General features: G+C 67.0%; 20 protein-coding genes, 1 tRNA gene and 1 pseudogene. 10 read left to right on the top strand and 12 right to left on the bottom strand.

The genetic code is table 11. The features are described from left to right. Positions 1-11 precede the first annotated feature (11 nt). Positions 12-506, bottom strand: a complete 495-nt coding sequence (locus AC56LG_RS21470) for a peptidylprolyl isomerase (RefSeq protein WP_497168066.1) — start codon at positions 504-506, stop codon at positions 12-14. Positions 507-560: 54 nt separating this feature from the next. Beyond that, positions 561-1,172, bottom strand: a complete 612-nt coding sequence (locus tag AC56LG_RS21465) for a peptidylprolyl isomerase (RefSeq protein ID WP_497168065.1) — start codon at positions 1,170-1,172, stop codon at positions 561-563. Positions 1,173-1,430: 258 nt separating this feature from the next. Here AC56LG_RS21465 and cysS point away from each other — a divergent pair, with 258 nt between their 5' ends. The 6 genes from cysS (at position 1,431) to AC56LG_RS21435 (ending at position 7,688) form a co-directional block, all read left to right on the top strand. Further along, entirely contained in the window at positions 1,431-2,825 is a 1,395-nt protein-coding gene (gene cysS / locus AC56LG_RS21460) for a cysteine--tRNA ligase (RefSeq protein WP_497168064.1), read from the top strand. Then, positions 2,825-3,532, top strand: coding sequence for a DNA-3-methyladenine glycosylase family protein (locus AC56LG_RS21455; RefSeq protein ID WP_497168157.1), 708 nt, complete (start codon positions 2,825-2,827; stop codon positions 3,530-3,532). Before cysS ends, AC56LG_RS21455 begins: the two co-directional genes overlap by 1 nt. A 70-nt stretch (positions 3,533-3,602) precedes the next feature. Further along, positions 3,603-4,580, top strand: a complete 978-nt coding sequence (locus tag AC56LG_RS21450; RefSeq protein WP_192053592.1) for an acetyl-CoA carboxylase carboxyltransferase subunit alpha — start codon at positions 3,603-3,605, stop codon at positions 4,578-4,580. Positions 4,581-4,590: 10 nt separating this feature from the next. Beyond that, positions 4,591-6,012, top strand: coding sequence for a tRNA lysidine(34) synthetase TilS (gene tilS, locus AC56LG_RS21445; RefSeq protein ID WP_497168063.1), 1,422 nt, complete (start codon positions 4,591-4,593; stop codon positions 6,010-6,012). Between the two features lie 239 nt (positions 6,013-6,251). Next, on the top strand, positions 6,252-7,499 hold the full coding sequence (locus AC56LG_RS21440; protein WP_497168062.1) for an aspartate kinase: 1,248 nt from the start codon (positions 6,252-6,254) through the stop codon (positions 7,497-7,499). A 96-nt stretch (positions 7,500-7,595) separates the two neighbouring features. After that, positions 7,596-7,688 (top strand) — tRNA-Ser (locus AC56LG_RS21435). 251 nt (positions 7,689-7,939) lie between these two features. Here AC56LG_RS21435 and AC56LG_RS21430 read toward each other — a convergent pair. The 3 genes and pseudogenes from AC56LG_RS21430 to AC56LG_RS21420 all read right to left on the bottom strand — a co-directional run bounded on the left by AC56LG_RS21430 (position 7,940) and on the right by AC56LG_RS21420 (position 9,157). Next, positions 7,940-8,327: pseudogene (locus AC56LG_RS21430) on the bottom strand (VapC toxin family PIN domain ribonuclease). Beyond that, the gene (locus tag AC56LG_RS21425) at positions 8,324-8,524 is read right to left on the bottom strand and encodes a type II toxin-antitoxin system VapB family antitoxin (protein WP_497168061.1); all 201 of its coding nucleotides are present in this window, start codon (positions 8,522-8,524) and stop codon (positions 8,324-8,326) included. The pseudogene AC56LG_RS21430 and the gene AC56LG_RS21425 overlap by 4 nt, the downstream one beginning before the upstream one ends. A 147-nt stretch (positions 8,525-8,671) precedes the next feature. After that, positions 8,672-9,157 (bottom strand): hypothetical protein, encoded by a 486-nt coding sequence (locus AC56LG_RS21420; protein ID WP_497168060.1) that lies wholly within the window; start codon positions 9,155-9,157, stop codon positions 8,672-8,674. A 166-nt stretch (positions 9,158-9,323) separates the two neighbouring features. On the opposite strand from AC56LG_RS21420, the gene tssF reads away from it, so the two are divergent. The 3 genes from tssF to AC56LG_RS21405 all read left to right on the top strand — a co-directional run bounded on the left by tssF (position 9,324) and on the right by AC56LG_RS21405 (position 14,758). Beyond that, positions 9,324-11,186 carry a type VI secretion system baseplate subunit TssF gene (gene tssF / locus AC56LG_RS21415; protein WP_497168059.1) on the top strand — a complete coding sequence of 621 codons (1,863 nt, stop codon included), beginning with the start codon at positions 9,324-9,326 and terminating at the stop codon, positions 11,184-11,186. Further along, on the top strand, positions 11,135-12,223 hold the full coding sequence (tssG, locus tag AC56LG_RS21410) for a type VI secretion system baseplate subunit TssG (RefSeq protein ID WP_497168058.1): 1,089 nt from the start codon (positions 11,135-11,137) through the stop codon (positions 12,221-12,223). The genes tssF and tssG overlap by 52 nt, the downstream gene beginning before the upstream one ends. 81 nt (positions 12,224-12,304) lie before the next feature. Beyond that, a complete protein-coding gene (locus AC56LG_RS21405; RefSeq protein WP_497168057.1) occupies positions 12,305-14,758 on the top strand; it encodes a heavy metal translocating P-type ATPase in 2,454 nt (817 codons plus the stop codon). A gap of 38 nt (positions 14,759-14,796) precedes the next feature. On the opposite strand, the gene AC56LG_RS21400 is transcribed toward AC56LG_RS21405, so the two are convergent. The 5 genes from AC56LG_RS21400 to AC56LG_RS21380 form a co-directional block, all read right to left on the bottom strand. After that, positions 14,797-16,167 (bottom strand): multicopper oxidase family protein, encoded by a 1,371-nt coding sequence (locus AC56LG_RS21400; RefSeq protein WP_497168056.1) that lies wholly within the window; start codon positions 16,165-16,167, stop codon positions 14,797-14,799. Then, on the bottom strand, positions 16,164-17,564 hold the full coding sequence (locus tag AC56LG_RS21395) for a TolC family protein (RefSeq protein WP_497168055.1): 1,401 nt from the start codon (positions 17,562-17,564) through the stop codon (positions 16,164-16,166). The genes AC56LG_RS21400 and AC56LG_RS21395 overlap by 4 nt, the downstream gene beginning before the upstream one ends. After that, a complete protein-coding gene (locus tag AC56LG_RS21390) occupies positions 17,561-18,010 on the bottom strand; it encodes a hypothetical protein (protein WP_497168054.1) in 450 nt (149 codons plus the stop codon). Before AC56LG_RS21390 ends, AC56LG_RS21395 begins: the two co-directional genes overlap by 4 nt. Positions 18,011-18,064: 54 nt before the next feature. Further along, positions 18,065-18,463 carry a hypothetical protein gene (locus AC56LG_RS21385; RefSeq protein ID WP_497168053.1) on the bottom strand — a complete coding sequence of 133 codons (399 nt, stop codon included), beginning with the start codon at positions 18,461-18,463 and terminating at the stop codon, positions 18,065-18,067. 67 nt (positions 18,464-18,530) lie between these two features. Then, positions 18,531-19,514, bottom strand: coding sequence for a cation diffusion facilitator family transporter (locus AC56LG_RS21380; protein ID WP_497168052.1), 984 nt, complete (start codon positions 19,512-19,514; stop codon positions 18,531-18,533). Positions 19,515-19,621: 107 nt separating this feature from the next. Between AC56LG_RS21380 and AC56LG_RS21375 the strand changes: the two genes are divergently transcribed. Continuing rightward, the gene (locus AC56LG_RS21375) at positions 19,622-22,306 is read left to right on the top strand and encodes a bifunctional acetate--CoA ligase family protein/GNAT family N-acetyltransferase (protein WP_497168051.1); all 2,685 of its coding nucleotides are present in this window, start codon (positions 19,622-19,624) and stop codon (positions 22,304-22,306) included. A gap of 83 nt (positions 22,307-22,389) precedes the next feature. On the opposite strand, the gene AC56LG_RS21370 is transcribed toward AC56LG_RS21375, so the two are convergent. Both AC56LG_RS21370 and AC56LG_RS21365 read right to left on the bottom strand, forming a co-directional pair. Then, entirely contained in the window at positions 22,390-23,634 is a 1,245-nt protein-coding gene (locus AC56LG_RS21370; protein WP_497168050.1) for a DEAD/DEAH box helicase, read from the bottom strand. Between the two features lie 88 nt (positions 23,635-23,722). Then, a complete protein-coding gene (locus tag AC56LG_RS21365) occupies positions 23,723-23,851 on the bottom strand; it encodes a hypothetical protein (protein ID WP_497168049.1) in 129 nt (42 codons plus the stop codon). Positions 23,852-23,939: the final 88 nt, after the last annotated feature.

Raw genomic sequence — 23,939 nt, 5'->3', positions numbered from 1 at the left:
ACTTTACCGGATTACTGAACGACTTCGGCTTTTTCGATGATGATCGGCTCGACCGGCACGTCGGCGTGCATGCCCGAACGCGAGGTTTTCACGTTGTTCAGCTCGTCGACGACGTCGGTGCCGGCGGTGACTTTACCGAACACGGCATAGCCCCAGCCATCCTGGCCCGGGTAGTTGAGGAAGTCGTTGTTCTTGGTGTTGATGAAGAACTGGGCCGATGCCGAGTGCGGCGCCGAGGTACGGGCCATGGCGATCGTGTACTTGTCGTTCTTCAGGCCGTTCTTGCCTTCGTTCTCGACGGTCGCGTCGGTCGCCTTTTGCTTCATGCCTGGCTCGAAGCCGCCGCCCTGGATCATGAAGTCCTTGATCACACGGTGGAAAATCGTGTTGGTGAAGTGACCCTTGTTCACGTAGTCCAGGAAGTTGGCAACGGTCTTCGGCGCTTTTTCGGCGTCGAGTTCGATGGTGATGTTGCCCTTGTTGGTGGTCAGCAGTACGGAGGTCATTGGGAAATCCTGTTCTATTTGTTGATCAAACGTGCAAGTCGCGTATTTTACAACTTATTTCACCCGCTTTTCGCCCGAGAGCACGGTAGTGGCGCTGATGAAGATCGGCGTTACCGGCACATTCTGCATGCCGCGCATGTCGTCGACCATCACGCCCTTGATCTTGTCGACCGTTTCCTGGCCCTGCACCACGCGTCCGAATACCGTATAGCCGTGGCCGTCCTGGCCCGGATAATCGAGGCCGGTATTATCGTTGACGTTGATAAAGAATTGCGAAGTGGCCGAATGAGGATCGCCGGTGCGCGCCATCGCCAGTGTATACGGCTTGTTCGAGAGGCCGTTTTTCGATTCGCTCGGGATCGGCTTGCGGACGCCAGGCTTGTCGATCAGTTTTTCGGTATAACCGCCGCCCTGGATCATGAAACCGTCGATTACGCGGTGAAATACCGTGCCCTTGTAAAACCCGGATTTCACGTATTGCAGGAAATTTGCCGTGCTTTTTGGCGCATTCTCGGCGTCGAGTTCGACCACGATCTCGCCCATGGTCGTCTTGATCGCCACTTGCGGATTGTCGGCGGCAAAGGCACTGCCGGCAAAGCTCAGGGCCAGTGCGGCGCCGGCCAGGCGCGTGAAGAGTGTGCGGCGGGATTGTTTTTGTGCGTGCATGAAGCGGTCTCCTCGGTGGACGTGGCGCAAAGCCCTGTCAAGGCTTTTACAGAAAAATAAACCTGAGCCATATGCGGCCAGCCGGGTTTTTATCAATGCTATACTTTGCGCAGAACGTCCCCATTCTATCAAATAAGAACAGCACAGAGCGGTAGACGGTCCCGACGCAAAGATTGACTTCTGGCACGCGCTCTATGGCGTACGTGCCCGGTGTCGTTCCGCTCCGGGTATCCGATCCCCTCTCGATTCATCACACCAATGAGCCAATTAAAGATTTACAACACGCTGGCGCGCGAAAAACAGGTATTTGTCCCGATGGAAGCCGGCAAGGTCGGCATGTATGTCTGCGGCATGACCGTCTACGACTACTGCCACATCGGCCACGCGCGCATGATGATGGCCTTCGACGTCATCTATCGCTGGCTCATGGAATCGGGTTACGACGTCAAGTACGTGCGCAACATCACGGACATCGACGACAAGATCATCAAGCGTGCGGTCGAGAATGGCGAAACGCTGTCCTCGCTGGTCACGCGCTTCACCAAATACATGGACGAAGACACGGCCGCGCTGGGCATCCTGCCGGCCACGTTCGTGCCGCGCGCGACCGAACACGTGTCCGGCATGCTGTCGATCATCGAGCAGCTGGAAAGCAAAGGCCTGGCCTATAAAAGCGATGACGGCGACGTCAACTTCGCGGTGCGCAGTTTCGACGGCTACGGCAAACTCTCCGGCAAGTCGCTCGACGACCTGCGCGCCGGCGAGCGCGTCGACGTCAACACCGGCAAGCGCGATCCGCTCGACTTTGTCCTGTGGAAAGCGGCTAAGGAATCGGAACCGGCCGAAGCCAAATGGGATTCGAAATGGGGCCGCGGCCGCCCGGGCTGGCACATCGAATGCTCGGCCATGTCGTGCGCGCTGCTGGGCGAACACTTCGACATCCACGGCGGCGGCCAGGATTTACAGTTCCCGCACCACGAAAACGAGATCGCCCAGAGCGAAGGCGCGTTCGGCGCGCCGATGGTCAACTACTGGATCCACAACGGTTTCGTGCGCGTCGATAACGAAAAGATGTCCAAGTCCCTGGGCAACTTCTTCACCATCCGCGACGTGCTCAAGAAGTACGATGCCGAAGTGATCCGCTTCTTCATCGCGCGTGCCCACTACCGCAGCCCGCTGAACTATTCCGACGTCCACATCGACGACGCCAAGGGCGCGCTGACGCGCCTGTACACGGCGCTGGCCGACGTCGACCTCGGCGACGCGCCGCCCGCGGTCGACTGGGACCAGGCCAACGCCGCACGTTTCCGCGATGCGATGGACGACGATTTCAATACGCCGCTGGCCGTGGCCGAGCTGTTCGACCTGGCCAGCGAAGTCAACCGCACCAAGTCGGTCGAGAGCGCGCGACAGCTGAAAGCCCTGGCCGGCGTGATCGGCCTGCTGCAGCGCGCGCCGCAGGAATTCCTGCGCGCAGGCTCAGGGCAGGGCGGCCTCGGCGAAACCGAGATCGCCGACCTGATCGCAGCGCGCGCCGCCGCCAAGAGGGCGCGCAATTTCGCCGAGGCCGACGGCATCCGCGCCGAGCTGGTGGCGGCCGGAATCATCCTGGAAGACAAGCCGGACGGGACGACGAACTGGCGTCGCGCATGATGGCAGCGGAAAAGGACAACGGCGCCGGCGGCGCGCCGGAATTCGAGGTGCCTGCGTACTGGGCCGAGGCCAAGGAAGAGCTGATGCGGCGCGACCGCATCATGAAGCGCCTCATCCCGCAGTTCGGCGACATGCACCTGAAGGGGCATCCGGACCCGTTCACCACGCTGGCGCGCTCGATCGTCGGCCAGCAGGTCACGCCCAAAGCGGCCGACGCCGCCTGGGCCAAGCTGAACGCCTGCTGCCCGAAGCTCACCCCCGCGCAGATCATCAAGCTCGGCGCCGAGGGCTTGTCCGCCTGCGGGCTGTCGAAACGCAAGACCGAATACATCCTCGACCTGGCCGACCATTTCAAGGCCAAGCGCGTGCACGCCAACCTGTGGTCCGAGATGGACGACGAGGCAGTGATCGCCGAACTCGTGCAGATCCGCGGCATCAGCCGCTGGACCGCGGAAATGTTTTTGATCTTTAACCTGCTGCGCCCGAACGTGCTGCCGCTCGACGACCCCGGCCTGATCCAGGGCATCAGCCAGAATTACTTCTCGGGCGAGCCGGTCTCGCGCAGCGACGCGCGCGAAGTCGCGGCCAACTGGGAACCCTGGCGCACGGTCGCCACCTGGTACTTGTGGCGCAGCCTCGATCCGGCGCCGGTGCAGGGCGCGGCATCCGGTTTGGCGTCCGCAGCGGCGTCCGGTACGGTAGAATAACGCCACATCGCCACTGCGCGCCGTGTCCTTGCCGGTGCGCCCTGGCCACAGAATAACCTCCGGAGGTCCAATGACAAAAACTACTTTCCTCAGTTTCGAGCAGCCTATTGCCGAGCTCGACTCGAAAATCGAAGAGCTCCGCTTCGTCCAGGACGATTCCGCTGTCGACATTTCGGAAGAGATCGATCGCCTCGACAAGAAGAGCCAGCAGCTCACCAAGGACATCTACGCCAAGCTCACGCCCTGGCAAGTCTCGCAGATCGCGCGCCATCCGCAGCGTCCGTACACGATGGATTACGTGAACGCGATCTTCACCGACTTCCACGAACTGCGCGGCGACCGCAGCTTCGCCGACGACCAGTCGATCGTTGGCGGCCTGGCGCGTTTCAATGGCCAGGCCTGCATGGTCATCGGCCACCAGAAGGGGCGCGACACCAAGGAGCGCGCGATGCGCAACTTCGGCATGCCGCGTCCGGAAGGCTATCGCAAGGCGATGCGCCTGATGAAGGTTGCCGAGAAATTCAACCTGCCGATCTTCACCTTCGTCGACACCCCGGGCGCCTTCCCCGGCATCGATGCCGAAGAGCGCGGGCAGTCGGAAGCCATCGGCCACAACCTGTACGTCATGGCCGAACTGAAAGTGCCGCTGATCGCCACCATCATCGGCGAGGGCGGTTCCGGCGGCGCGCTGGCGATCGCCGTCGGCGACGCCGTGCTGATGCTGCAGTACGCCACCTATTCGGTCATCTCGCCGGAAGGCTGCGCCTCGATCCTGTGGAAGACCTCGGAGCGCGCATCCGACGCCGCCGAGGCCCTCGGCCTGACCGCGCACCGCCTGAAGGCGCTGGGCGTGATCGACAAGATCGTCACCGAACCGCTGGGCGGCGCCCACCGCGATCCGGCCAGCATGGCGCAGATGCTCAAGCGCGCACTGGCCGACACCCTGCGCCAGTTCCAGGGCATGAAGACCAAGGACCTGCTCGAAGCCCGTCACCAGAAGCTGATGGCGTACGGCAAGTTCAAGGAAACCCTGCCGACCGAAGAGTGAGTCGTATCAAGTGAGCAGTACAACAAGCAGTACCAAGGCCGGGTCCGTCCCGGCCGTTTTTACGCGTGCGCTCGACACCTTGCGCACGCAGTTTTCCCCCGCCACGATCGCCATTGCCTGCAGCGGCGGCCTCGATTCGATGGTCCTGCTGCAACTGGCATCTTCCTGGTGCCGTGAGCAGGGGCACACCCTTTTCGTTTTCCACGTCCATCACGGCCTGAGCGGCAATGCCGACGCCTGGCTGCGCCATGTCGAGACTGCCGCCGCCGCGCTCGGTGTACGTGCCGATCACCGCCGCGTCGCGGTCGACGGCACCGGCGCCGGCCTCGAGGCCGCGGCGCGCAAGCTGCGCTACCGCGCGCTCGGCGACATGTGCCGCGAGCACGGCGCCAGCTTGCTGCTGACTGCTCATCACCTCGACGATCAGGCCGAAACCGTGCTGCTGCAATTGCTGCGCGGCTCCGGCCCGGCCGGGTTGTCGGGCATGGATGCGGCCAACAGCGCGCCCGAACTGCTGGGCAACCCGGACCTGGTGATGGCGCGCCCGCTGCTGCCGCTGGCGCGCGCCGAGCTCGAAGCCTATGCGCGGGAAGCCGGGCTCGGCTGGGTCGAGGACGAATCGAACGGCGACACCCGCTATGCGAGGAATGCCTTGCGCCACCGCGTGATGCCGGCGCTGGCCGAGGCCTTTCCCGGCTTCCAGCAGCGCTTCGCACGCAGCGCGGCGCACGCGCAGTCGGCGCAGCGCCTGTTGACCGAGCTGGCCGAGGGCGACCTGGCGCTGGCGCTGGTCGACGGCGCCATCGACGTCGCGCGCCTGCGCACGATGAGCCTCGATCGCGTCTACAACCTGCTGCGCCACTGGTTTGCCAGCCGCGGCCTGGCGATGCCGTCGACCGCCTGGCTGGTCGAGCTGGTGGCGCAACTGATCGAGGCGCGCCATGACGCCCAACTCCTGGTAACGCACCCGGCCTGCCACCTGCGCCGCCACCGCGACCGCCTGTACATCACGCCAAAACTGGCCGACCTCGCCGGCATGCGCGATCCGGACGACGAAGGCATCATCGAAAAACACGGCGAATCCTTCCGCTGGCAGGGCGAGGCGCAACTGGCGTTCCCGGCCTATGGCGGCGTGCTGTACGTCGAGCCGGCGGAAGTCGGCTTCAATCCGGCCTGGCTGCGCGCGCAGCACCTGGTCATCGATTTCCGCAAGGGCGGCGAGCGGTTGAAGCTGGCGCCGAACCGTCCGACGCGCGGCCTCAAGGCCCACTACCAGGCGGCCGACATTCCGGCCTGGGAACGAGCCAGGCTGCCGATCGTCAGCAGCGGGCGCGACCTGCTGTTCGCGGCGGGACTGGGCATGGATTGCCACCACTTTGCGTCCGATGCGGCCGGGTGCGTCAGCTTGCGTTGGGAGGCGAAGAGCGCCTGATACAGCCTCCATGGCTGCGTTGCATCGTCTTGCCGTACAAGTGTACTGTCTTCGACGCTGCGCCTTGCCCTGAAGGCTGTCTCAGACGCTCGAAACCCGAATAATTTCTATGCGAAAAGCGTATTACTTTATTTTCTTTTCATATAGCTTTTCGGATTTCCCTTCTTGTGATCTTGCAGTGCAACATGCTAGAGTAAGTGTTCCCTTTTCACCCTCTTCACGCTGGGAAGCTCTCTTTTATGGCATTAATTGTCCACAAATATGGTGGTACGTCGATGGGTTCGACAGACCGCATCAAGAATGTCGCGGCGCGCGTCGCCAAGTGGCACGACGCCGGACATCAAATCGTCGTGGTGCCTTCGGCGATGTCGGGCGAAACGAATCGCCTGATCGGTCTCGCCAAGGAAATCATGGATCAGCCGGACCCGCGCGAACTGGACATGATCGCCTCGACCGGCGAGCAGGTGTCGGTCGGCCTGCTGGCGATGGCGCTGCTGGCCATCGGCAAGGACGCCGTCTCCTACACCGGCTGGCAAGCCGGCATCCGCACCGACTCCGCCTTCACCAAGGCGCGCATCCAGTCGATCGACGACACGCGTGTGCGCGCCGATCTCGACGCGGGCAAGATCGTCATCATCACCGGTTTCCAGGGAATGGACGAAGAGGGCAACATCTCGACGCTGGGCCGCGGCGGTTCCGACACGTCCGCGGTGGCGATCGCTGCTGCGCTGAAGGCCGACGAATGCCTGATCTACACCGACGTCGACGGCGTCTACACGACCGACCCGCGCGTCGTCGACGAAGCGCGCCGCCTGGAAAAGATCACGTTCGAAGAAATGCTGGAACTGGCCTCGCTCGGCTCGAAAGTGCTGCAGACCCGCTCGGTCGAGTTCGCCGGTAACTACCAGGTCCCGACGCGCGTGCTGTCGTCGCTGACCAACCCCCTGATGCCATTGGAAGAAGAAGCCAAGTCCGGCACCCTGATTTCGTTTGAGGAAGAAACCAACATGGAACAAGCCGTCATCTCCGGTATCGCATTCACCCGTGATGAAGCCAAGATCACTGTCCTGGGCGTGCCGGACAAGCCAGGCGTCGCTTTCCACATCCTGGGCCCGGTATCGGATGCCAATATCGAAGTGGACATGATCATCCAGAACCAGTCGGTCGACGGCAAGACCGATTTCACCTTCACCGTCTCGCGCGGCGACTACCAGCGCGCCCTGGCCGTGCTGGAAGCGCAGCGCGACGAGCTCGGCTATGCGCGCATCGTCGGCGACGCCAAGGTGTCGAAGGTCTCGGCCGTCGGCGTCGGCATGCGCAGCCACGTCGGCGTTGCCTCGCAAATGTTCCGCACGCTGGCGGAAGAGGGCATCAACATCATGATGATCTCGACCTCCGAGATCAAGATTTCGGTCCTGATCGACGAGAAATACATGGAACTGGCCGTGCGCGCCCTGCATAAAGCGTTTGGCCTGGAGAAAGCTTAACTTTTTCCTTATTTTTGGCCGCGCTGCCTTGACCAATCCGGCACCGGCCATTAAGATGCTTGCACTCAGCGCTAGCGCAGTTTGCTGGAGTTGATTGGAGACGTGGCCGAGTGGCCGAAGGCACATCCCTGCTAAGGATGCATATGGCTTATACCCGTATCGTGGGTTCGAATCCCACCGTCTCCGCCAGAATCAAGAGAAAAGCCACCGCAAGGTGGCTTTTTTCGTTGGCAGGGCAGACGAGTTGAGCGCCTGCGCGCTCAACGGGTGGGATTCGAAGGCCATCGCGTACTCGCGATGGCGCGGCCTGCAGCATGTAGGCGAATCCCACCGTCTCCGCCAGAATCAAGAGAAAAGCCACCGCAAGGTGGCTTTTTTCGTTGGCAGGGCGGACGAGTAGAGCGCCAAGTGCCGCGCGCTCAACGTGTTTATCACTTTTGCTAGTGGCGCGCTACCTGATAAGCAATGCGGAACCGAATTGCCAGTTGTGCGAGGCGTTTATCCTGCGACCACAGCTGCGAGCCTGGCGTCAGCAAGGCCGACGCCAACAGAGCCAGGTCGACCAGGCCACACCCCGAGTCCAAACAGGTTTTCGCGCTTGATCAGCGTTCTGACTTCGTCGAGACTGGCTTGCCGTGCGTGGGGAAGCATTGCGATGTCGGCCAGCGTGCGTAGCCTTGGCGCCGGCGGCGTACCACACGCCAGTTCGGTCACGATCATTGGATGCGTCAACGCAAGATCCAGAGAGAGCAGGTCCACAAGCGTGTCGTTGCGCCGCCGAAAATGGTCTACCCATACCGAGGTATCGATCAGCACCCCGCTCGTCATGTCGATTCTGTCCCTCGCCGCGGCACTTCGGGCATCTCGGGGGATGCGCCGCCAAGTGCGGCCAGACGTTTTGCCGCCTGCACCCGTACGAAGGTTTTGATTGCCTCCCGGAATAGATCCGCGCGATCCATGTCCGGGTCAGCCATGTCTAACGCTTTCGCGTACAGATCGTCATCGATCGTGACAGTCGTTCTCATAGGATCTCCATCATCAAGGATGATCCTATTCTGTATAAGATAGAGCATCCCTACAAGTGACCAGGTGTCATATCGGCTGGGGCCTGGGTCGCGGATGGCGGACACCGTCTCCGCCAGACGTAGGGGAAATGCCAGTCGCTGCATCCATCAGATCTTCCTCTTGCGCGCAGCAAGGCTTCCCGCTGCCCAACCCGCCCGGAGGTGACCGGGCGCCGCAACAAGCGGGCGCGCGCGGACGAGCGCAAGGTCGGTCGTCAGCCTGTGTATCGACAGCAGGTCGCAAGCAGCCGCCAGCGCCGCCCGGCCCAGCGCGGCGTCGCCCGCTTCGACCTGCGTCACGATGCGGTGCAGCGAGGCGAGCAGCAGCGCGTTGGCGGCGCGGCGTTCGTGCAGGCCGTCGAAGCCGAGCGTTTCCATGACGGCTTCTTCATGCGCCAGGCCGGCTTCGATGGCGACGACCACCGATTCGAACGCGGCGCTGAATTCGGCGTCGGGCAAGGTTGCGTGCCGCTGGAGTCGGACGAACAGGAACTTGCGTGCACGGCGCAGGGCGGCGGCGGCAGTGTGGTTGGCGGAGGGGAGCAGCGGGGCCATCGGAAGGGGCGTCGGCGGCGTGATTCGGCCAGTTTGCATGCGCTATCGGTAAGGTCTTTGCGCCAGATCAAAGCGGGACTTCGAATAATTCACGTCGTTCGGGCTCAGGTGAACGTGTGCAGCGGCAGCGCTTCTTATCCCCAGTCAATGCCAGGGCGGCGGGGCGATGGGAGCATAGTTTGTTTCCAGCGAGCACGGAGCGGGTATGGACGAGCTACTACGGTATTTCGAGGAAGAGCTGGGTCTGTTCGGCCACCATGCACGCGAATTTCGCAGCCGCTACCCCAAGCCAGCGAGCGACCTGCACATCAGCGGCGAGCGCTACGACGACCCGAGCGTGGCGCGGCTGATCCAGTCGGTGGCGCTGCTGAGCGCGCGCATTCACAAGCGGCTCGACGACGACTATCCGAAATTCACCGAGTCGCTGCTCGAGAGCCTGTATCCACATTACCTGCGCCCGCTGCCGTCTTATTCGATCGCCCGCGTCGTGGCATCAAGCCACGATGGCGCCGAGTTTGCCCAAATCGAGCGCGGCACGCCGCTGCGCAGCAGTCCGGTGAGTGGCACGGTGTGCCAGTTCCGTACCGTCTATCCGGTGCTGACCGGGCCGCTAAGCATCGTCGACGCGGCCTTCTCCGTCCCGATTGCGGCACCACGCACGGCGCAGCTGGCGCGCGGCGTGACGGCGGGGCTGTCGATCGGTCTCGAAGTAAAGGGTTCGCTGGCCGCCCTGTGCGCGCGCGGCGTCGGCAGCATGCGCCTGTTCGTCGACGGCGAGCCGGCACTGCGCGCCGCCCTGATCGATGCGCTGTTCATGCGCGCGCGCGGCGCCTGGGTCCAGGCCGACGGCAGTCCGGGCTGGCGGCCGCTGGCGGCGGTGCCGCTGCGCCTGGCCGGCTTCGGCGACGAGGAAGCGCTGCTGCCGACGTCGACGCGCTCGCATCCGGCCTTCCGGCTGCTCACCGAGTACTTCGCCTATCCGGACAAATTCCATTTCATCGATATCGACCTGAGGGCGCTGGCGCGCCAGCTACCCGCGGATTGCTCGCGCTGCACGCTGCACCTTGGGCTGGCGGGGATCGCCGCCGACGGCGACAGCGCGCGCATGCTCGCGCCCCTGGCCGCGCGCCACCTGCTGCCCGGCTGCACGCCGGTGGTCAACCTGTTCCGCAAGGCCGGCGATCCGATCGCGCTGACCCATACGCGCGCCGAATACACGCTGGCGGCCGACGGCGCCCACGCGGGCGCCTTTGACATCCACAGCATCGACCGGGTGTGCGTCGTGCGCGAGGCGCGCGGCACGGCCAGCGTGACCGAATTCAGTCCCCTCTACGCGGTGCAGCACGACCACCGGGGAGAGCACCAGGGGGGAGGAGGGCGTTTCTGGAGCGCGCGCCGCGACGAGTTGCTGGCCGCCGGCAGCCCCGGGCACGCGCTGCGCCTGTCGCTCAGCGACCCCGATTTCAACCCCGACGACGCGGCCAGCGCCACGATTTCGACGGAACTGACCTGCACCAACCGCGACTTGCCGGCGCAGCTGCGCATCGGCCAGCCGGAAGGGGACCTGATGGCCGAGTCGGCGAGCGGCGCCGCGCCATTCGCCCTGCTGCGCAAACCGAGCGCGAGCTGGCGCTTTGCGAATGGCGACGGCGCCCACTGGCGCCTGATCGCGCACCTGGCCCTGAATTATGCCGGTCTCACCAGCGCCGGGCTGCCGGACCTGCAGAAAATGCTCGCCCTGTACGACCTGCCGCGCTCGCCGGCGGCGCGGCGCCAGATCGCCGGCATCGTCAAGCTCGAACACGGCAGTGCGCGCGCCTGGCTCCGGACGCGCCCGGTGTCGGCATTGATGCCGGGCGTCGCCATCCGCATGACGGTCGACGAGGAAGCCTTTGCCGGCAGTGCGCTGTACCTATTCGCGCAGGTGATGGACCGTTACTTTGCGCTCAACAGCCAGCTCAACTGCTTTACGCGGCTCGAGATCGTGTCGCACCAGACCGGAGAGGAGATCCTCGCATGCGCCCCACGCACCGCCGAACAACTGCGAGCATCATCGAGCGGCTGCTAGCGGAACCGCACGCCTTCGAATTCGTGCAGGCGGTCTCGCTCCTGCTGGCCTGGCTGGCGCGGCAAGGAGTGGCGCCGGAACAGGCCTGGCGCGACTGCCTGCGCTTCGAGAACAGCCTGCGCCTGGGCTTTCCCGCCTCCGAGATCGAAGCGATCGCGCATACGCGCGCGGGGACCGATCTTGCGGAAGCGGATGCCAACCATCGCTTCACGATCACGCCGGCCTTCATGGGACTGCTCGGTGCCCACGGCGCGCTGCCGGCGCACGTTACCGAACGCATCGCCGCCTGGCAAAGCGCCGGCCACGACGCGGCGCCGCGCGCCTTCCTCGACCTGGTCTCCAACCGCATGCTGGCGCTGTTCTGGCGCGCCTGGCAGAAAAACCGGATCGCGCACATGCCGGGAGGCGGCGCGGACCGCCTGCGGCCGCTGCTGCTGGCGCTGGCCGGCGGCGTCCCGGAGTCACAGCCGCAGACACCACCGCCACAGTTGATCGCGCATTTCGCCGGCATGCTCGCACAGCGCCCTTGTTCGGCTGTCATGATCGAGCGCATCGTGTCCGATTTCTTCGGCGTCGCGGTGCGCCTGGAGGAAGCAGTCGGGCACTGGGACCGCCTCGGGCGCGCCGAGCAGGCCGCACTCGGCATCAATGCCGAGCTGGGCGAAAACGTGCTGCTGGGCGAGCGCAGCTGGCGCCCCGACCTGCGCGCGCGCCTGCGCATCGGCCCGCTCGACGCGGCGACCTTCGCCCGTTTCCTGCCCAGCGGCGACGCCAGCGCGGCCCTGCGCGCCGTTCTCGGCCGCTGCGCCGAACCGACTGTCGGCTTCGAGGTGCAACTGGTCTTGCGCGCGCAGGACGTGCGGCCGCTGCGGCTGGCGGCCGCTGCAGCCGACGGCGCCCGGCTCGGCCGCGACTGCTTTCTCGCAGGCGGCCCGGCGCAGGGCGACCGCGCCGACATGCGCTACCTGGTCATGCCGATGGCGCCGCTGCCCGCCTTGCCGCGTGCCAGCAAGCAGGCGGGCAAGGCCCTACAATAGCGGATTGAGATGTCCATGCGTACTCCAGCCGGCGCCGGCTGGCTGCCGCATTGGCGCTAACGCCATCGAAAAGAACAGACCATGGATCAGCACATCGGCCAACTTGCGGGGTCCGACGCCGCCAGCTTCGATATTTCCGGCATGACCTGCGGCTCTTGTGTCGCGCGTGTTGAGAAAGCCATCCGCGCGGTGCCCGGCGTTGCGGAGGTCAGCGTCAACCTGGCGACCGAACGGGCCAGCGTGCGTGGCACAGCCACGCCAGAAGCCGTCCGCGCGGCTGTCGACAAGGCTGGCTACCAGGCCGTCTTCAAGGCTGATCACGACGCCGGCGCAGCGGGTACCAGCGCGAGCGCCAGGGCGCCCGCGGCCTGGTGGCCGGTGGCGCTGGCCGCCCTGTTCAGTGCGCCGCTGGCCGCACCCATGTTCGTCCAGCTCCTTGGCGGCCACTGGTCGCTGCCTGGCTGGCTGCAACTGCTGCTGGCCACGCCGGTGCAGTTCTGGCTGGGTGCGCGCTTCTACCGGGCCGGCTGGAAGGCCCTGCGCGCCGGCAGCGGCAACATGGATTTGCTGGTGGCGATCGGCACCAGCGCCGCCTACGCGCTGTCGGTGTACCTGCTGCTGCGGGGTGGCACGCATCATGCGGCGCACCTGTACTTCGAATCGTCGGGCGTCGTCATCACCCTGGTCCTGCTCGGCAAGTGGCTCGAGGCCCGTGCCAAGGGGCAGACGGTGGAAGCCATCCGCGCCCTCGAAGGCTTGCGCCCGACGGAGGCGATCGTGCGCCGCGCCGGCGTCGACACGGCCATCGCCCCAGACGCCTTGCGTGTGGGCGACCTGCTGGTGGTGCGTCCCGGTGCGCGCGTCGCCGCCGACGGCCGCGTGGTCGAGGGCCGCAGCCATCTGGACGAGTCGCTGCTGACCGGCGAGAGCCTGCCGCAGGCCAAGGAGGCGGGCGCGCGCGTGACCGGCGGCGCCGTGAATGGCGAAGGCCTGCTGCTGGTCGACGTCACCGCGGTCGGGGCAGCGACCATGCTGGCGCAGATCATCCGCCAGGTCGAGCATGCGCAGGCGGTCAAGGCACCGGTGCAGCGCCTGGTCGACCGCGTCAGCGCCGTCTTCGTGCCGGCGGTGCTGCTGCTGTCGGTGATCGTTCTCCTGGCCTGGGGCCTGGCCACGGGCGACTGGGAGGCGGCCCTGCTGAACGCGGTTGCGGTGCAGGTGATCGCCTGCCCCTGCGCCCTCGGGCTGGCGACGCCGACCGCGATCATGGTCGGCACCGGCGCCGCCGCGCGCCACGGCATCCTGATCCGCGACGCCGCGGCGCTCGAACGCGCGCATGCAATCGACACCGTCGTCTTCGACAAGACCGGCACCCTGACCGCCGGGCGCCCGCAGGTAGTGGCGGTCGAAGGCGCCGACGCGGCCTTGATTACCCTGCTGGCCGGCGCCGTGCAGCAGCACAGCGAACACCCGCTGGCGCACGCGGTGACGGCCCATGCGCACCAGCGCGGCCTGCGCCTGCCTGCCGCTGCCAACGCGCGCGCCCTGGCCGGACGCGGCGTGCAGGCCGAGGTCGAGGGCGTGACCGTCTATCTCGGCAACGCGCGCCTGATCGAGGAACTCGGCGGCAACCCGGGCCCGCTGCGCGCGGCGGCCAGCCGGCACGAAGGTGACGGCCGCACCGTCTCACTGCTGGCACGAGACACGCCCGGCGCTATCGAGGTGCTCGGCCTGCTCGCCTTTGGCGACGCGCTCAAGGAAGGCGCCAGGGAGGCGGTCGCGCGCTTGACGGCCATCGGTGTGACGCCGATGCTGCTGACCGGCGATAATCCGGGGGCGGCGCGCGTGGTGGCGAGCGAACTCGGCATCGAACGCTACATCGCGCAGGCGCTGCCGGCGGAAAAGGCCGACGCCGTGCGCGCGGCCATGGCGCAGGGAGCGACGGTGGCGATGGTCGGCGACGGCATCAACGACGCGCCGGCGCTGGCCGCGGCCGACGTCGGCATCGCCATGGCGGGCGGCACCGACGTGGCGATGCACACGGCCGGCATTACGCTGATGCGTGGCGACCCGCGCCTGGTGGCCGACGCCATCGACATCTCGCACCGCACCTGGCGCAAGATCCGCCAGAACCTGGGCTGGGCTTTTATTTACAACCTGGTCGGCATTCCACTGGCGGCCTTTGGCCAGTTGAATCCGATGCTGGCCGGGGCGGCGATGGCGCTCAGTTCCGTCAGCGTGGTCGCCAACGCGCTGCTGCTGCGCCGCTGGCGGCCGGCCCCTTTCATTAACGCCAGCCTCGCGCCGGCGCTTGATTCGACTGGAGAAGAGAAGATGCTTGAATTGACTGTGGAAGGCATGAGCTGCGGCCACTGCGTGGGACGCGTGACCAAGACTGTGCAGGAGCTGGACGCGAATGCGAAGGTGGAGATCGACCTGGCGACGAAGAAGGTGCGCATCGACAGCAGCGCCGACGTGGAGCGCATCGCCGCGGCGATCGATGAAGCAGGGTATCCGGTGACCGCCCGCGCGTAGAGGATGGGCACGCCGTGCCCATCCCGCCTCGGTGCTTCTCAGTGCTTGTGCGTAGCCGGCTTGCGCACCGTGACCGCCGGCTCCCTTGACGCCGCCGCCTTCCCCGGCGCCTGCGGCGCCGTCGGCACCTCGCCGGTCCACTCGCGCGCGACCGTCCCCGCCGGGTGCCTGTACCAGCCCGGATCGCGGTAGTCGCCGCGCTTCAGGCCATCGCGGACCTTCAGCACCGTGAACATGCCGCCCATGTCGAGGTGGCCGAAGGGGCCGCGGCCATCCATCATCGGCAACGTGTTTTCCGGCAGCGGCATCTTCATGTCGCCCATCGCGCCGCCCTTGTCGCCCATCACCATATAGCCCGGGATCAGGTCGTTGATCTTTTGCGCCACGCCGCGGTGGTCGACGCCGATCAGGTTCGGCACCTCATGGCCCATCGCGTTCATCGTATGGTGCGACTTGTGGCAGTGGAAGGCCCAGTCGCCCGGATTGTCGGCCACGAATTCGATCGCGCGCATCTGGCCCACGGCGATGTCGATGCTCACCTCGGGCCAGCGCGCCTCGGGACGCACCCAGCCGCCGTCGGTGCCGGCCACCTCGAAGCGGTGCCCGTGCAGGTGGATCGGGTGGTTGGTCATGGTGAGATTGCCGACGCGGATGCGCACGCGCTCGTTCAGGCCGGCCACCATCGGGTCGATACCGGGGAAGACGCGGCTGTTGAAGGTCCACAGGTTAAAGTCGAGCATCGTGTTGGTGCGCGGCGTGTAGCTGCCCGGCTCGATGTCGTAGGCGCCCAGCAGCAGCACGTAGTCACGGTCCACGGCGTGCCGGCGGATGTCTTTCGGATGCGTGACCCAGGAACCCATCATCCCCATCGCCATCTGCTGCATCTCGTCGGCGTGCGGGTGGTACATGAAAGTGCCGGCGTGGCGCGCCACGAACTCGTAGACGAAGGTTTTGCCGGGCGGGATGCCGGGCTGGGTCAGGCCCGTCACCCCATCCATCCCGCACGGGAGGATCTGGCCGTGCCAGTGGATGCTGGTGTGCTCGGGCAGCTTGTTGGTCACAAAAATGCGCACGCGGTCGCCTTCGACCACCTCGATCGTCGGCCCCGGACTCTGGCCGTTGTAGCCCCACAGGTTGGCCTGCATGCCGGGCGCGAGCTCGCGCACCACCGGTTCGGCCACCAGGTGGAATTCCTTGACGCCGTCCTTCATGCGCCAGGGCAGGGTCCAGCCGTTCAGGGTGACGACCGGGTTGTAGGGCCGGCCGTTCGGCGGCGCGAGCGGCGCGGCGGTGCCGCCGGAGGACTGGACCGGGGCTTCCGGCAACGTCGCGGCGCCGGCGCGGCTGACCAGCGAGGCGCCGACCATGGCGGCGCCGGCATTACTCAAAAAAGATCGGCGTGAAGTCATTCTGCGTGTTCCTTGTGCTGCGATGGGGCGGCATGGGCCGCATGGACAACCCGGCCGCCGAGGGCTTCTTCGAGATCGGCATGGGCGCGCCAGAATGCCTGCAGCGCCTCGATGGTGGCATTCACGGCGCCGGCCTGGTCGCGGGCGTCGGTCAGCAGGTCGAAGCTGCTGGCCAGCATGCCGTTGTAGCGCAGCAGGGTCTCCTGCGAGATCCGCTTGCGCAAGGGGATGACCTCGTCGCGGTAGTGGCGCGCCAGGTCCCAGGCGGCGCGGTAGCCGAGGTAGCGCTCGCGCGCCTGGCTGCGCGCATTGACCGCGGTCTCGGCGACCTGGCGCAGCGACTGCATGTAGAGCGCTTCGGCGCGTGCACTGCGTGCCCCTCCCCAGTCGAACAGCGGCAATTCGATCGACACTTCGTAGCCGCGTTCGGCCGGCATGCCGGTCTCGCTCTTGCGCACCGCGCCCAGTTCCAGCACGTTGACGAAGCGGGTGGTGCGCGTGAGGCCCAGGCTGGCGGCGGTGGCGGCGGCATCCTGGCGCGCGGCGGCCACGTCCAGGCGCTGCGCCAGCGCGCGCCGTTCCAGGTCGGGCAGTTCCACTGGGCCGGCCGGCAGGTCGGGCAGGCGCTCGGGCAGGGTGAAGCTTGTATCCGCACCCCACAGGCCGAGCAGGCGTATCAGCTGTTCGCGCGTGGCCACGGTGTGTTGTGCGGCGCGGGCGACGGCGGCCGCGGCCTCGGCCTGGAAGGCCTGTTCGCGCGCCAGGTCGAGACGGCTGGCATTGCCGGAGCGCGCCATGCGTGCGCGCAGTTCGGCACTGGCCTCGGCTGCCGCATGCACGCGGCGCGCGTAGTCCAGGCCCTGGACTGCCGCCACCGCATCGATCCAGGCGCGCCGCGTTTCGGCGGCGTGGCGCTCGATGCCGGCGCCCACGGCCAGCTTCACCGCTTCGAAGCGGCCGCTTTCCACGCGCCGCGCCAGCGGCAGGGTCAGGGCCTGCACCAGGTTGAACCCCAGCGAGCGATCGATCTCGACTTCGCCGCCGCCGGCCATGCGCTTGAAGCCGAAGGCGGGATTCTGCAGGCGCGCGGCCTGGGCCAGGTCGGCCTGGGCGATGCCGACGTTCCAGTAGCTCGCCTGCAGGCCGGGGTGGTTGATCAGTGCGACCCGGACCGCGCCATCCATGTCGAGCGGGCGCGCCAGGAGCGCGCGCGTGGTGTCGGCGACGGCGCGCGCGTCGGCCTCGTTCATGACGATGCGCGGCGCCAGGCCGCCGCGTTCCTGTGCACGCGTGACAACGGCGTCGAAGCCGCCGCCGGGCGTGACGTTGGCGCAGCCGGCCAGCAGGGCCAGTGCCGCCAGGGCGCCGCCGCGCAAGTGGCGTCCGCGACCGCTCACGGCTGGCCTCCATGCTGGTGCGCGGCGGGAGCAGGGGCAGCTGTACCAGTATGGTCCGAATGCCGCTCAGCATGCTGGTGCGTCGCTTTGTCCGCCGCCGCAGGCGTGGCCGGCATGTGGTGGCCGGCGTGCGGATCGGCAGGCGCGTTGGCCGTCGCGCCGTGCATCGCGCCGTGACCGGCATGCCCTGCATGCCAGCGCATGGTCAGCGCCATCGAATCGTAGGCGCCGACGATGCGGTTCTGCTCGCGCCAGGCCTGGTCGGGGCGGACGGCGTCAGGGGCGGCGGGCCGGTAGGGAAGGGCCGATTGATAGGTGGCGGCCGGCACCGGTACGGCGCCGTCCGCGGCAGGTACAGCGACAGCAACAGGAGCAGGAGACGCGTGGGCGACGCCGGCCAGCAGGCACGGCGCGGCCACGCGGAAAAGCGTGGTGGCGAAGGTCATGACATCCTCGACAGAATCGTTCGACAAGGCCGCACACCGGCGGCCAGCTAGGGTTCAGGCGAGGAGAGGGCGGGGAGGTCGTTCCGGCTGGGCGAGATGAACCGAAGGCAGGTAGTTGATGGCTGCCGGGCTGGCCGCGGCGGCCGGCGCATGGGCCGCCAGTTGCGGCAGGAAGCTCGGCAGCACCGCGCTGCCGATGCCGCAGGCCGAGCAGGTGCCGCACTTGCCGGCCTGGTGATGCGGCGCCGGCTGTTCCTGCTCGGACGCGGCGCCGGGCATGGCGGCTTCGTGACAGGGCGGCATCGCACCGTGCATCTGCTCCGCCACCGGCATGACCTGCGCCGGCATGACGTGCGCCGGCAGGCACGCGTCGGTTGCCACTGCCGCCATGCCCTGGAAGGGCACTGCCAGCAGAAGCAGCCAGACGATCAGCGAGCGCAGGAGAGTATTCACCAGAATATTCTAGCATGCTCGCCCGGCCATATCGCCATCCCTGCTCGGCAAACTGTCCTGCGAACGGTCAAGGGGGACCCGATGGCTGCCCTACTGCCGAACGCAGCGCCGCCGCCTCGAAATAAACCCGCTTGACCTCAGGATCGAAGTCGCGCACGGCGCGCTCCAGGCGCGCGATCGCGACGTCCACCTCGTCGATGCGCATGCCGCGCTTGAAGCGCACGGCCGCCGTCAGCAGCACGTCGTCCGGCCCCAGCTGCATGGTCATCAGCTGGCCAACGGTCTCGATGGCCGGGTCGGCGCGGAAGATCTCCTTCAGCTTGCCGGTCTGCTCGATGCCCACGCTTTCGCCGACCAGCAGGGCGCCGGTCTCGCGCGCCAGCGTGAATGCCGCGCCCACCAGCAGCAGGCCGATCACGATCGAGGCCGCCGGATCGATGTACGGATTGTCCAGCAGATGTCCGAGGAAGATCCCGGCGCCGGCCACGATCAGGCCGAGCAGGGCGGCGCTGTCTTCGATGAAGACGGTGAACACCGAGGCATCCTTGCTGGCCCGTACCGTCTGCCAGAGCGTGGCGCCGGGGCGGCGGTTGCTGTTCAGTGCGCGCCGCGAAACGTTCCAGCTGTATCCTTCGAACAGGAAGGCGACGCCCAGCACGACATAGTTCCAGAACGGGTCGGTGAGCGGTTCGGGCGCCTGCAGGCTGTGGATGCCGTGGTAGATCGAGAGGCCGCCGCCGAGCGAAAACACCGACAGCGCGACGATCAGCGCCCAGAAATACACCGCCTTGCCGTAGCCGAACGGGTGGCGCGCGTCGGGTTTGCGCGCGCTGATCTTTTCGCCGACGAGCAGCAGCAGTTCGTTGCCGGTGTCGACCGCCGAGTGGATGCCTTCGGCCAGCATGGCGGCGCTGCCGGTGAGGGCGGCGACGATGAATTTGGCGATGGCGATGCCGAGGTTGGCGACGATGGCGGCGTAGATCACCTTGCGGCTGTCGGGGGCGGGGGCAGTTGCAGAAGTGGATGTGGCGGCGTTTTTATTATTGGTCATGTTCGAAGGGTGGAGGTCGGGGTGCCATCGAGTCTAGCGAATTCGCCGTCCGCGGCTCACACTGCTGCGCGCGCTGCCGTGCACCGCCGTTTCAATGGGCGCCGGCCATGAGCGTCCGCAACCTGAACAGGCTGTTCGCGCCGCGCTCGGTGGCGCTGATCGGCGCCTCCAGCCGTCCCGGCAGCCTGGGCGCGACGCTGCTGCGCAACCTGCTTGCCGGCGGCTTTCGCGGCGCCATTTACCCGGTCAACCCGAAGTACGGCGAGCTGTCCGGCCTGCCGACGGTTGCCTCCGTTGCCGACCTGGCCAGCGCGCCCGACCTGGCCGTCATCTGCACGCCGCCGGCCACGGTGCCGGCGATCATCCGCCAGCTCGGCGAGAAGGGCACGCGCGCGGCGGTGGTGCTCAGCGCCGGCCTGGCCGAGGGCCGGGACGAGCGTGGCCGCTCGCTCAAGCAAGCCATGCTCGATGCCGCCCATCCGTATTTGCTGCGCATTTTGGGTTCCAACAGCGCCGGTCTCCTGGCGCCCGGCCTCGGCCTGAACGCGAGCGTCGCCCACAGCGGCGCGCTCCCCGGGCGGATCGCCTTTGTCTCGCAGTCGGGCGCGCTGATGACCGGGGTGCTGGACTGGGCGCGCTCGCGCGGCATCGGCTTTTCGCATTTCATCGCGCTCGGGGATTCGAGCGACGTCGACCTGGGCGACGTGCTCGACTACCTGGCCAGCGACGGCGCCACCGGCTCGATCCTGCTGTACGTCGAGCACCTGCGCTATGCGCGCAAGTTCATGTCGGCGGCGCGTGCGGCGGCGCGCAGCAAGCCGACGCTGGTGCTGAAAGCCGGGCGCGTACAGAACGATGTGCGCGCCGCCGCCAGCGAGAGCGGCGCACTGGCGGGCATGGACGACGTCTTCGACGCGGCGATCCGGCGCGCCGGCATGCTGCGCGTGGCCACGACCGAGCAGCTGTTCGCCGCCGTCGAAACGCTGGCCCATGCCAAACCGCTGCATGGCGAACGCCTGGCGATCGTCGCCAACGGCGCCGGCCCCGGCCTGCTCGCCTTCGATGCGCTGGTGGGCGCGGGTGGGCGCGCGGCCGAGTTGTCGGCGGCGACGCGCGAGCGCCTGGCTGCCGTGCTGCCGCGCGCTACGCTTGGCGCGGCCACGGGCGCGCTCAACCTGCACGGCGGCGCCGAACCGGAACTCTACCGCCAGGTGCTGGAGATCCTGCTGAAGGATGACGGCACCGACGCCGTGCTGGTCGTGCATGCGCCCACCGCCACCGTCGACAGTGCCGACATCGCGCGCGCGATCGCGCCGCTGGCCAAGGGCGCCTCGCGCAACGTGCTGGCCTGCTGGCTGGGCGGCGACTCGGTCGCGGCGGCGCGCGCGATCGCCTCGCAGGCCGGCATGCCGACCTTCGGCACGCCCGAAGACGCGGTCGCCGGCTTCCTGCAGATCGTCCACTACCGCCAGAACCAGACCCTCTTGATGCAGGTGCCGCCCTCGGTTTCCAGCATCGGCGCCAACGAGCGCGGCGCGGCGCGCGCGCTGGTGCGCGAAGCGCTGGCGGGCGGGCGCTACCTGCTGACCGACCCCGAGACCAAGGCCATCCTGCGCGCCTACGGCATGGCGCTGGTCGACACGCGCGCCGCCGCCACGGTCGACGAAGCGGTGGCGGCTGCCCGCGGGATCGGCTTCCCGGTGGCCGTGAAAATCCTGTCGCCGGACGTGATGCACAAGTCCGACGTCGGCGGCGTGGTGCTCGACCTCGACTCCGAGCAAGCCGTGCGCGCCGCCGCCCAGCGTGTGAGGAAGCGCCTGCAGGAACTGCGTCCCGACGCCCGCTTCGAAGGCTTTTCGGTGCAGGCGATGGCGCGCCGCCCGGAAGGGCACGAACTGATCCTGGGCGCGGCCACCGACCCGGTGTTCGGCCCGGTGATCCTGTTCGGCCAGGGCGGCATGGCGGTGCAGGTGGCGGACGACTACGCGGTGGCGCTGCCGCCGCTGAACGCGGTGCTGGCGCGCGACATGATCGAACGCACGCGCGTGGCGCGCCTGCTGGCCGGCTACCGCAACCGTCCCGCCGCCGACATGGATGCGATCGTCGCCACGCTGGTGCAGGTCTCGCGCCTGGTGGCCGACATCCCGGAAATCGTCGAACTCGACATCAACCCGCTGCTGGCCGACGCCAACGGCGCCATCGTGCTCGACGCGCGCATGCGCCTGGCGCTGGCCGACCAGTCCGCCAGCACGCTCGACCGGCTGGCGATCCGGCCCTATCCGCGCGAGCTGGAGCAAACCATCGACTTCGGCGGCAGCGCACTGCTGCTGCGCCCCGTGCGTCCCGAGGACGGCCCGGCGCACCTGCGCTTCTTCGACGCCCTCACGCCCGACGACGTGCGCTACCGCATGTTCGTGCGTATCCGCGAGCTGCAACCCTCGCAGCTGGCGCGCTTCACCCAGATCGACTACGACCGCGAGATGGCCTTCATCGCCACCCGCCCCGGACCGGACGGCCTGCCCGAGACCCTGGGCGTGGGGCGCGTGGTGGCCGACCCCGACAACGTCAGCGCCGAATTCGCGGTGACGGTGCGCTCGGACCTGAAGGGCATGGGGCTGGGGCGGATTCTGATGCAGAAACTGATCGACTACTGCCGCCTGCGCGGCACGCGCGAAATCGTCGGCGAGGCGCTGCCGCAGAATAACCGGATCATCGGGCTGGTGAAGAAGCTGGGCTTCGAAGTGATGCGGGCGGACGAGGAGGGCGTGCGCAAGTTCCGGCTGGTACTGTGACGAAAGAATATTTCATAAATTTCGCGCGGGTGAAATTTTCTTTCGCGTGCATCTCACCCTTGGCGCCCACCCTACGATGATCGTCAACGCCGGAAACGCACGTCCTCGGTCACGACCTTGGCGTCCCCCTTCGGCTTCTTCGGCTTTTTCGGTTTCTTGACGACCTGGCCGCTGGCATCGGTTTCCGGCACGCGGTGATCCGGCGCGAAGCCGGGCTCTTCGACGCGCTTGAGGGTTTGCCCGGTCAGCTGTTCGATCGCCGCCAGTTGTTGCACTTCGTCGGCACAGACCAGCGAGACCGCCTGGCCCGAAGCGCCGGCGCGGCCGGTGCGGCCGGTGCGGTGGACGTAATCTTCGGCCACGATCGGCAAATCAAAATTCACCACCACCGGCAGGTCGTCGATGTCGAGGCCGCGCGCGGCGACGTCGGTGGCGACCAGGATATTTACTTCACCAGCCTTGAAGCGTTCGAGTGCGCGCAGGCGCGCCGGCTGCGGCTTGTCGCCGTGGATCGAGTCGGCGTCGATGCGTTTCGCGGCCAGCAGCTCGACCAGCTCGTCGACCCCGCGCCGGGTCTTGACGAAGGCGAGCACCTGGCCCCAGCCGTGTTTTTTCAGGAGGTGCAGGAACAGTTCCGATTTGCGCTTCTTGTCCACCGTGACGACCCACTGTTCGATCGCTTTCACCGTCGTGTTGCGTGGCGCCGTCTCGATCCTGACCGGGTCGCGCATCAGGCGGTTCGCCAGCGCGCGGATCGGGTCAGAGAAGGTGGCCGAGAACAGCAGGGTCTGGCGCTTTTTCGGCAGGGCGGCCAGGATCCCGTCGAGTTCGCGCGAGAAGCCGAGGTCGAGCATGCGGTCGGCCTCGTCCAGCACCAGCATCGCCACTTCGTTGAGTTTCAGGGCGTTCTGGCGCTGCAGGTCGAGCAGGCGCCCGGGCGTGGCCACCAGCACGTCCACGCCTTTGCGCAGCGCCATCATCTGCGGATTGATGCTGACGCCGCCGTAGGCGACCATGGTGCGCAGCGGCAGGCCGGCGCTGTAAGTCTTGAAGCTCGTGTGCACCTGTTCGGCCAGTTCGCGCGTCGGCACCAGCACCAGGGCGCGCGCGGCGTTGGACGACACCTGGCCCTTCATGGCGAGGCGCTGCAGCAGCGGCAGGGCGAAGCCGGCGGTCTTGCCGGTGCCGGTCTGGGCCGCGGCCATGACGTCGCGTCCGGCCAGCACGGCGGGAATCGCCTGCATCTGGACCGGCGTCGGTTCGTTGTAGGCGAGGGTGGCGAGGGTGCGCGTGATCTGGTCGATCAGGCCGAGCGAGGAAAACGACATGCAAAACCTTGGGGCAAATGAAGAGCCGACAGTTTACTCTGCGCAGCCCCGGCGCGTGACGAATTTATCGCGCCCGACACCAAGGTGCTTAGTAATCGATGCAGCAAATCAGGGGCGTCGCGGCGATCGGCTTGACGGGTTCGGGGCGGTCCTTGCAGGCGCTGGCCAGCAGGCAGGCAAGGGCGACGGCGCCGCAGCGCAGGGCACGCATGGTCATGGCGAATCCTCCTTTGCCCCCATGATAACGGGATTTGGCGGCGCCGGATACGGTCGCAATTCACGGTCCGTTACGGCGTTGCGACAAG

It is taken from the genome of Telluria sp. ZB2R32, assembly GCF_059685715.1.
This window is presented reverse-complemented; position numbering and strand designations above follow the sequence as displayed.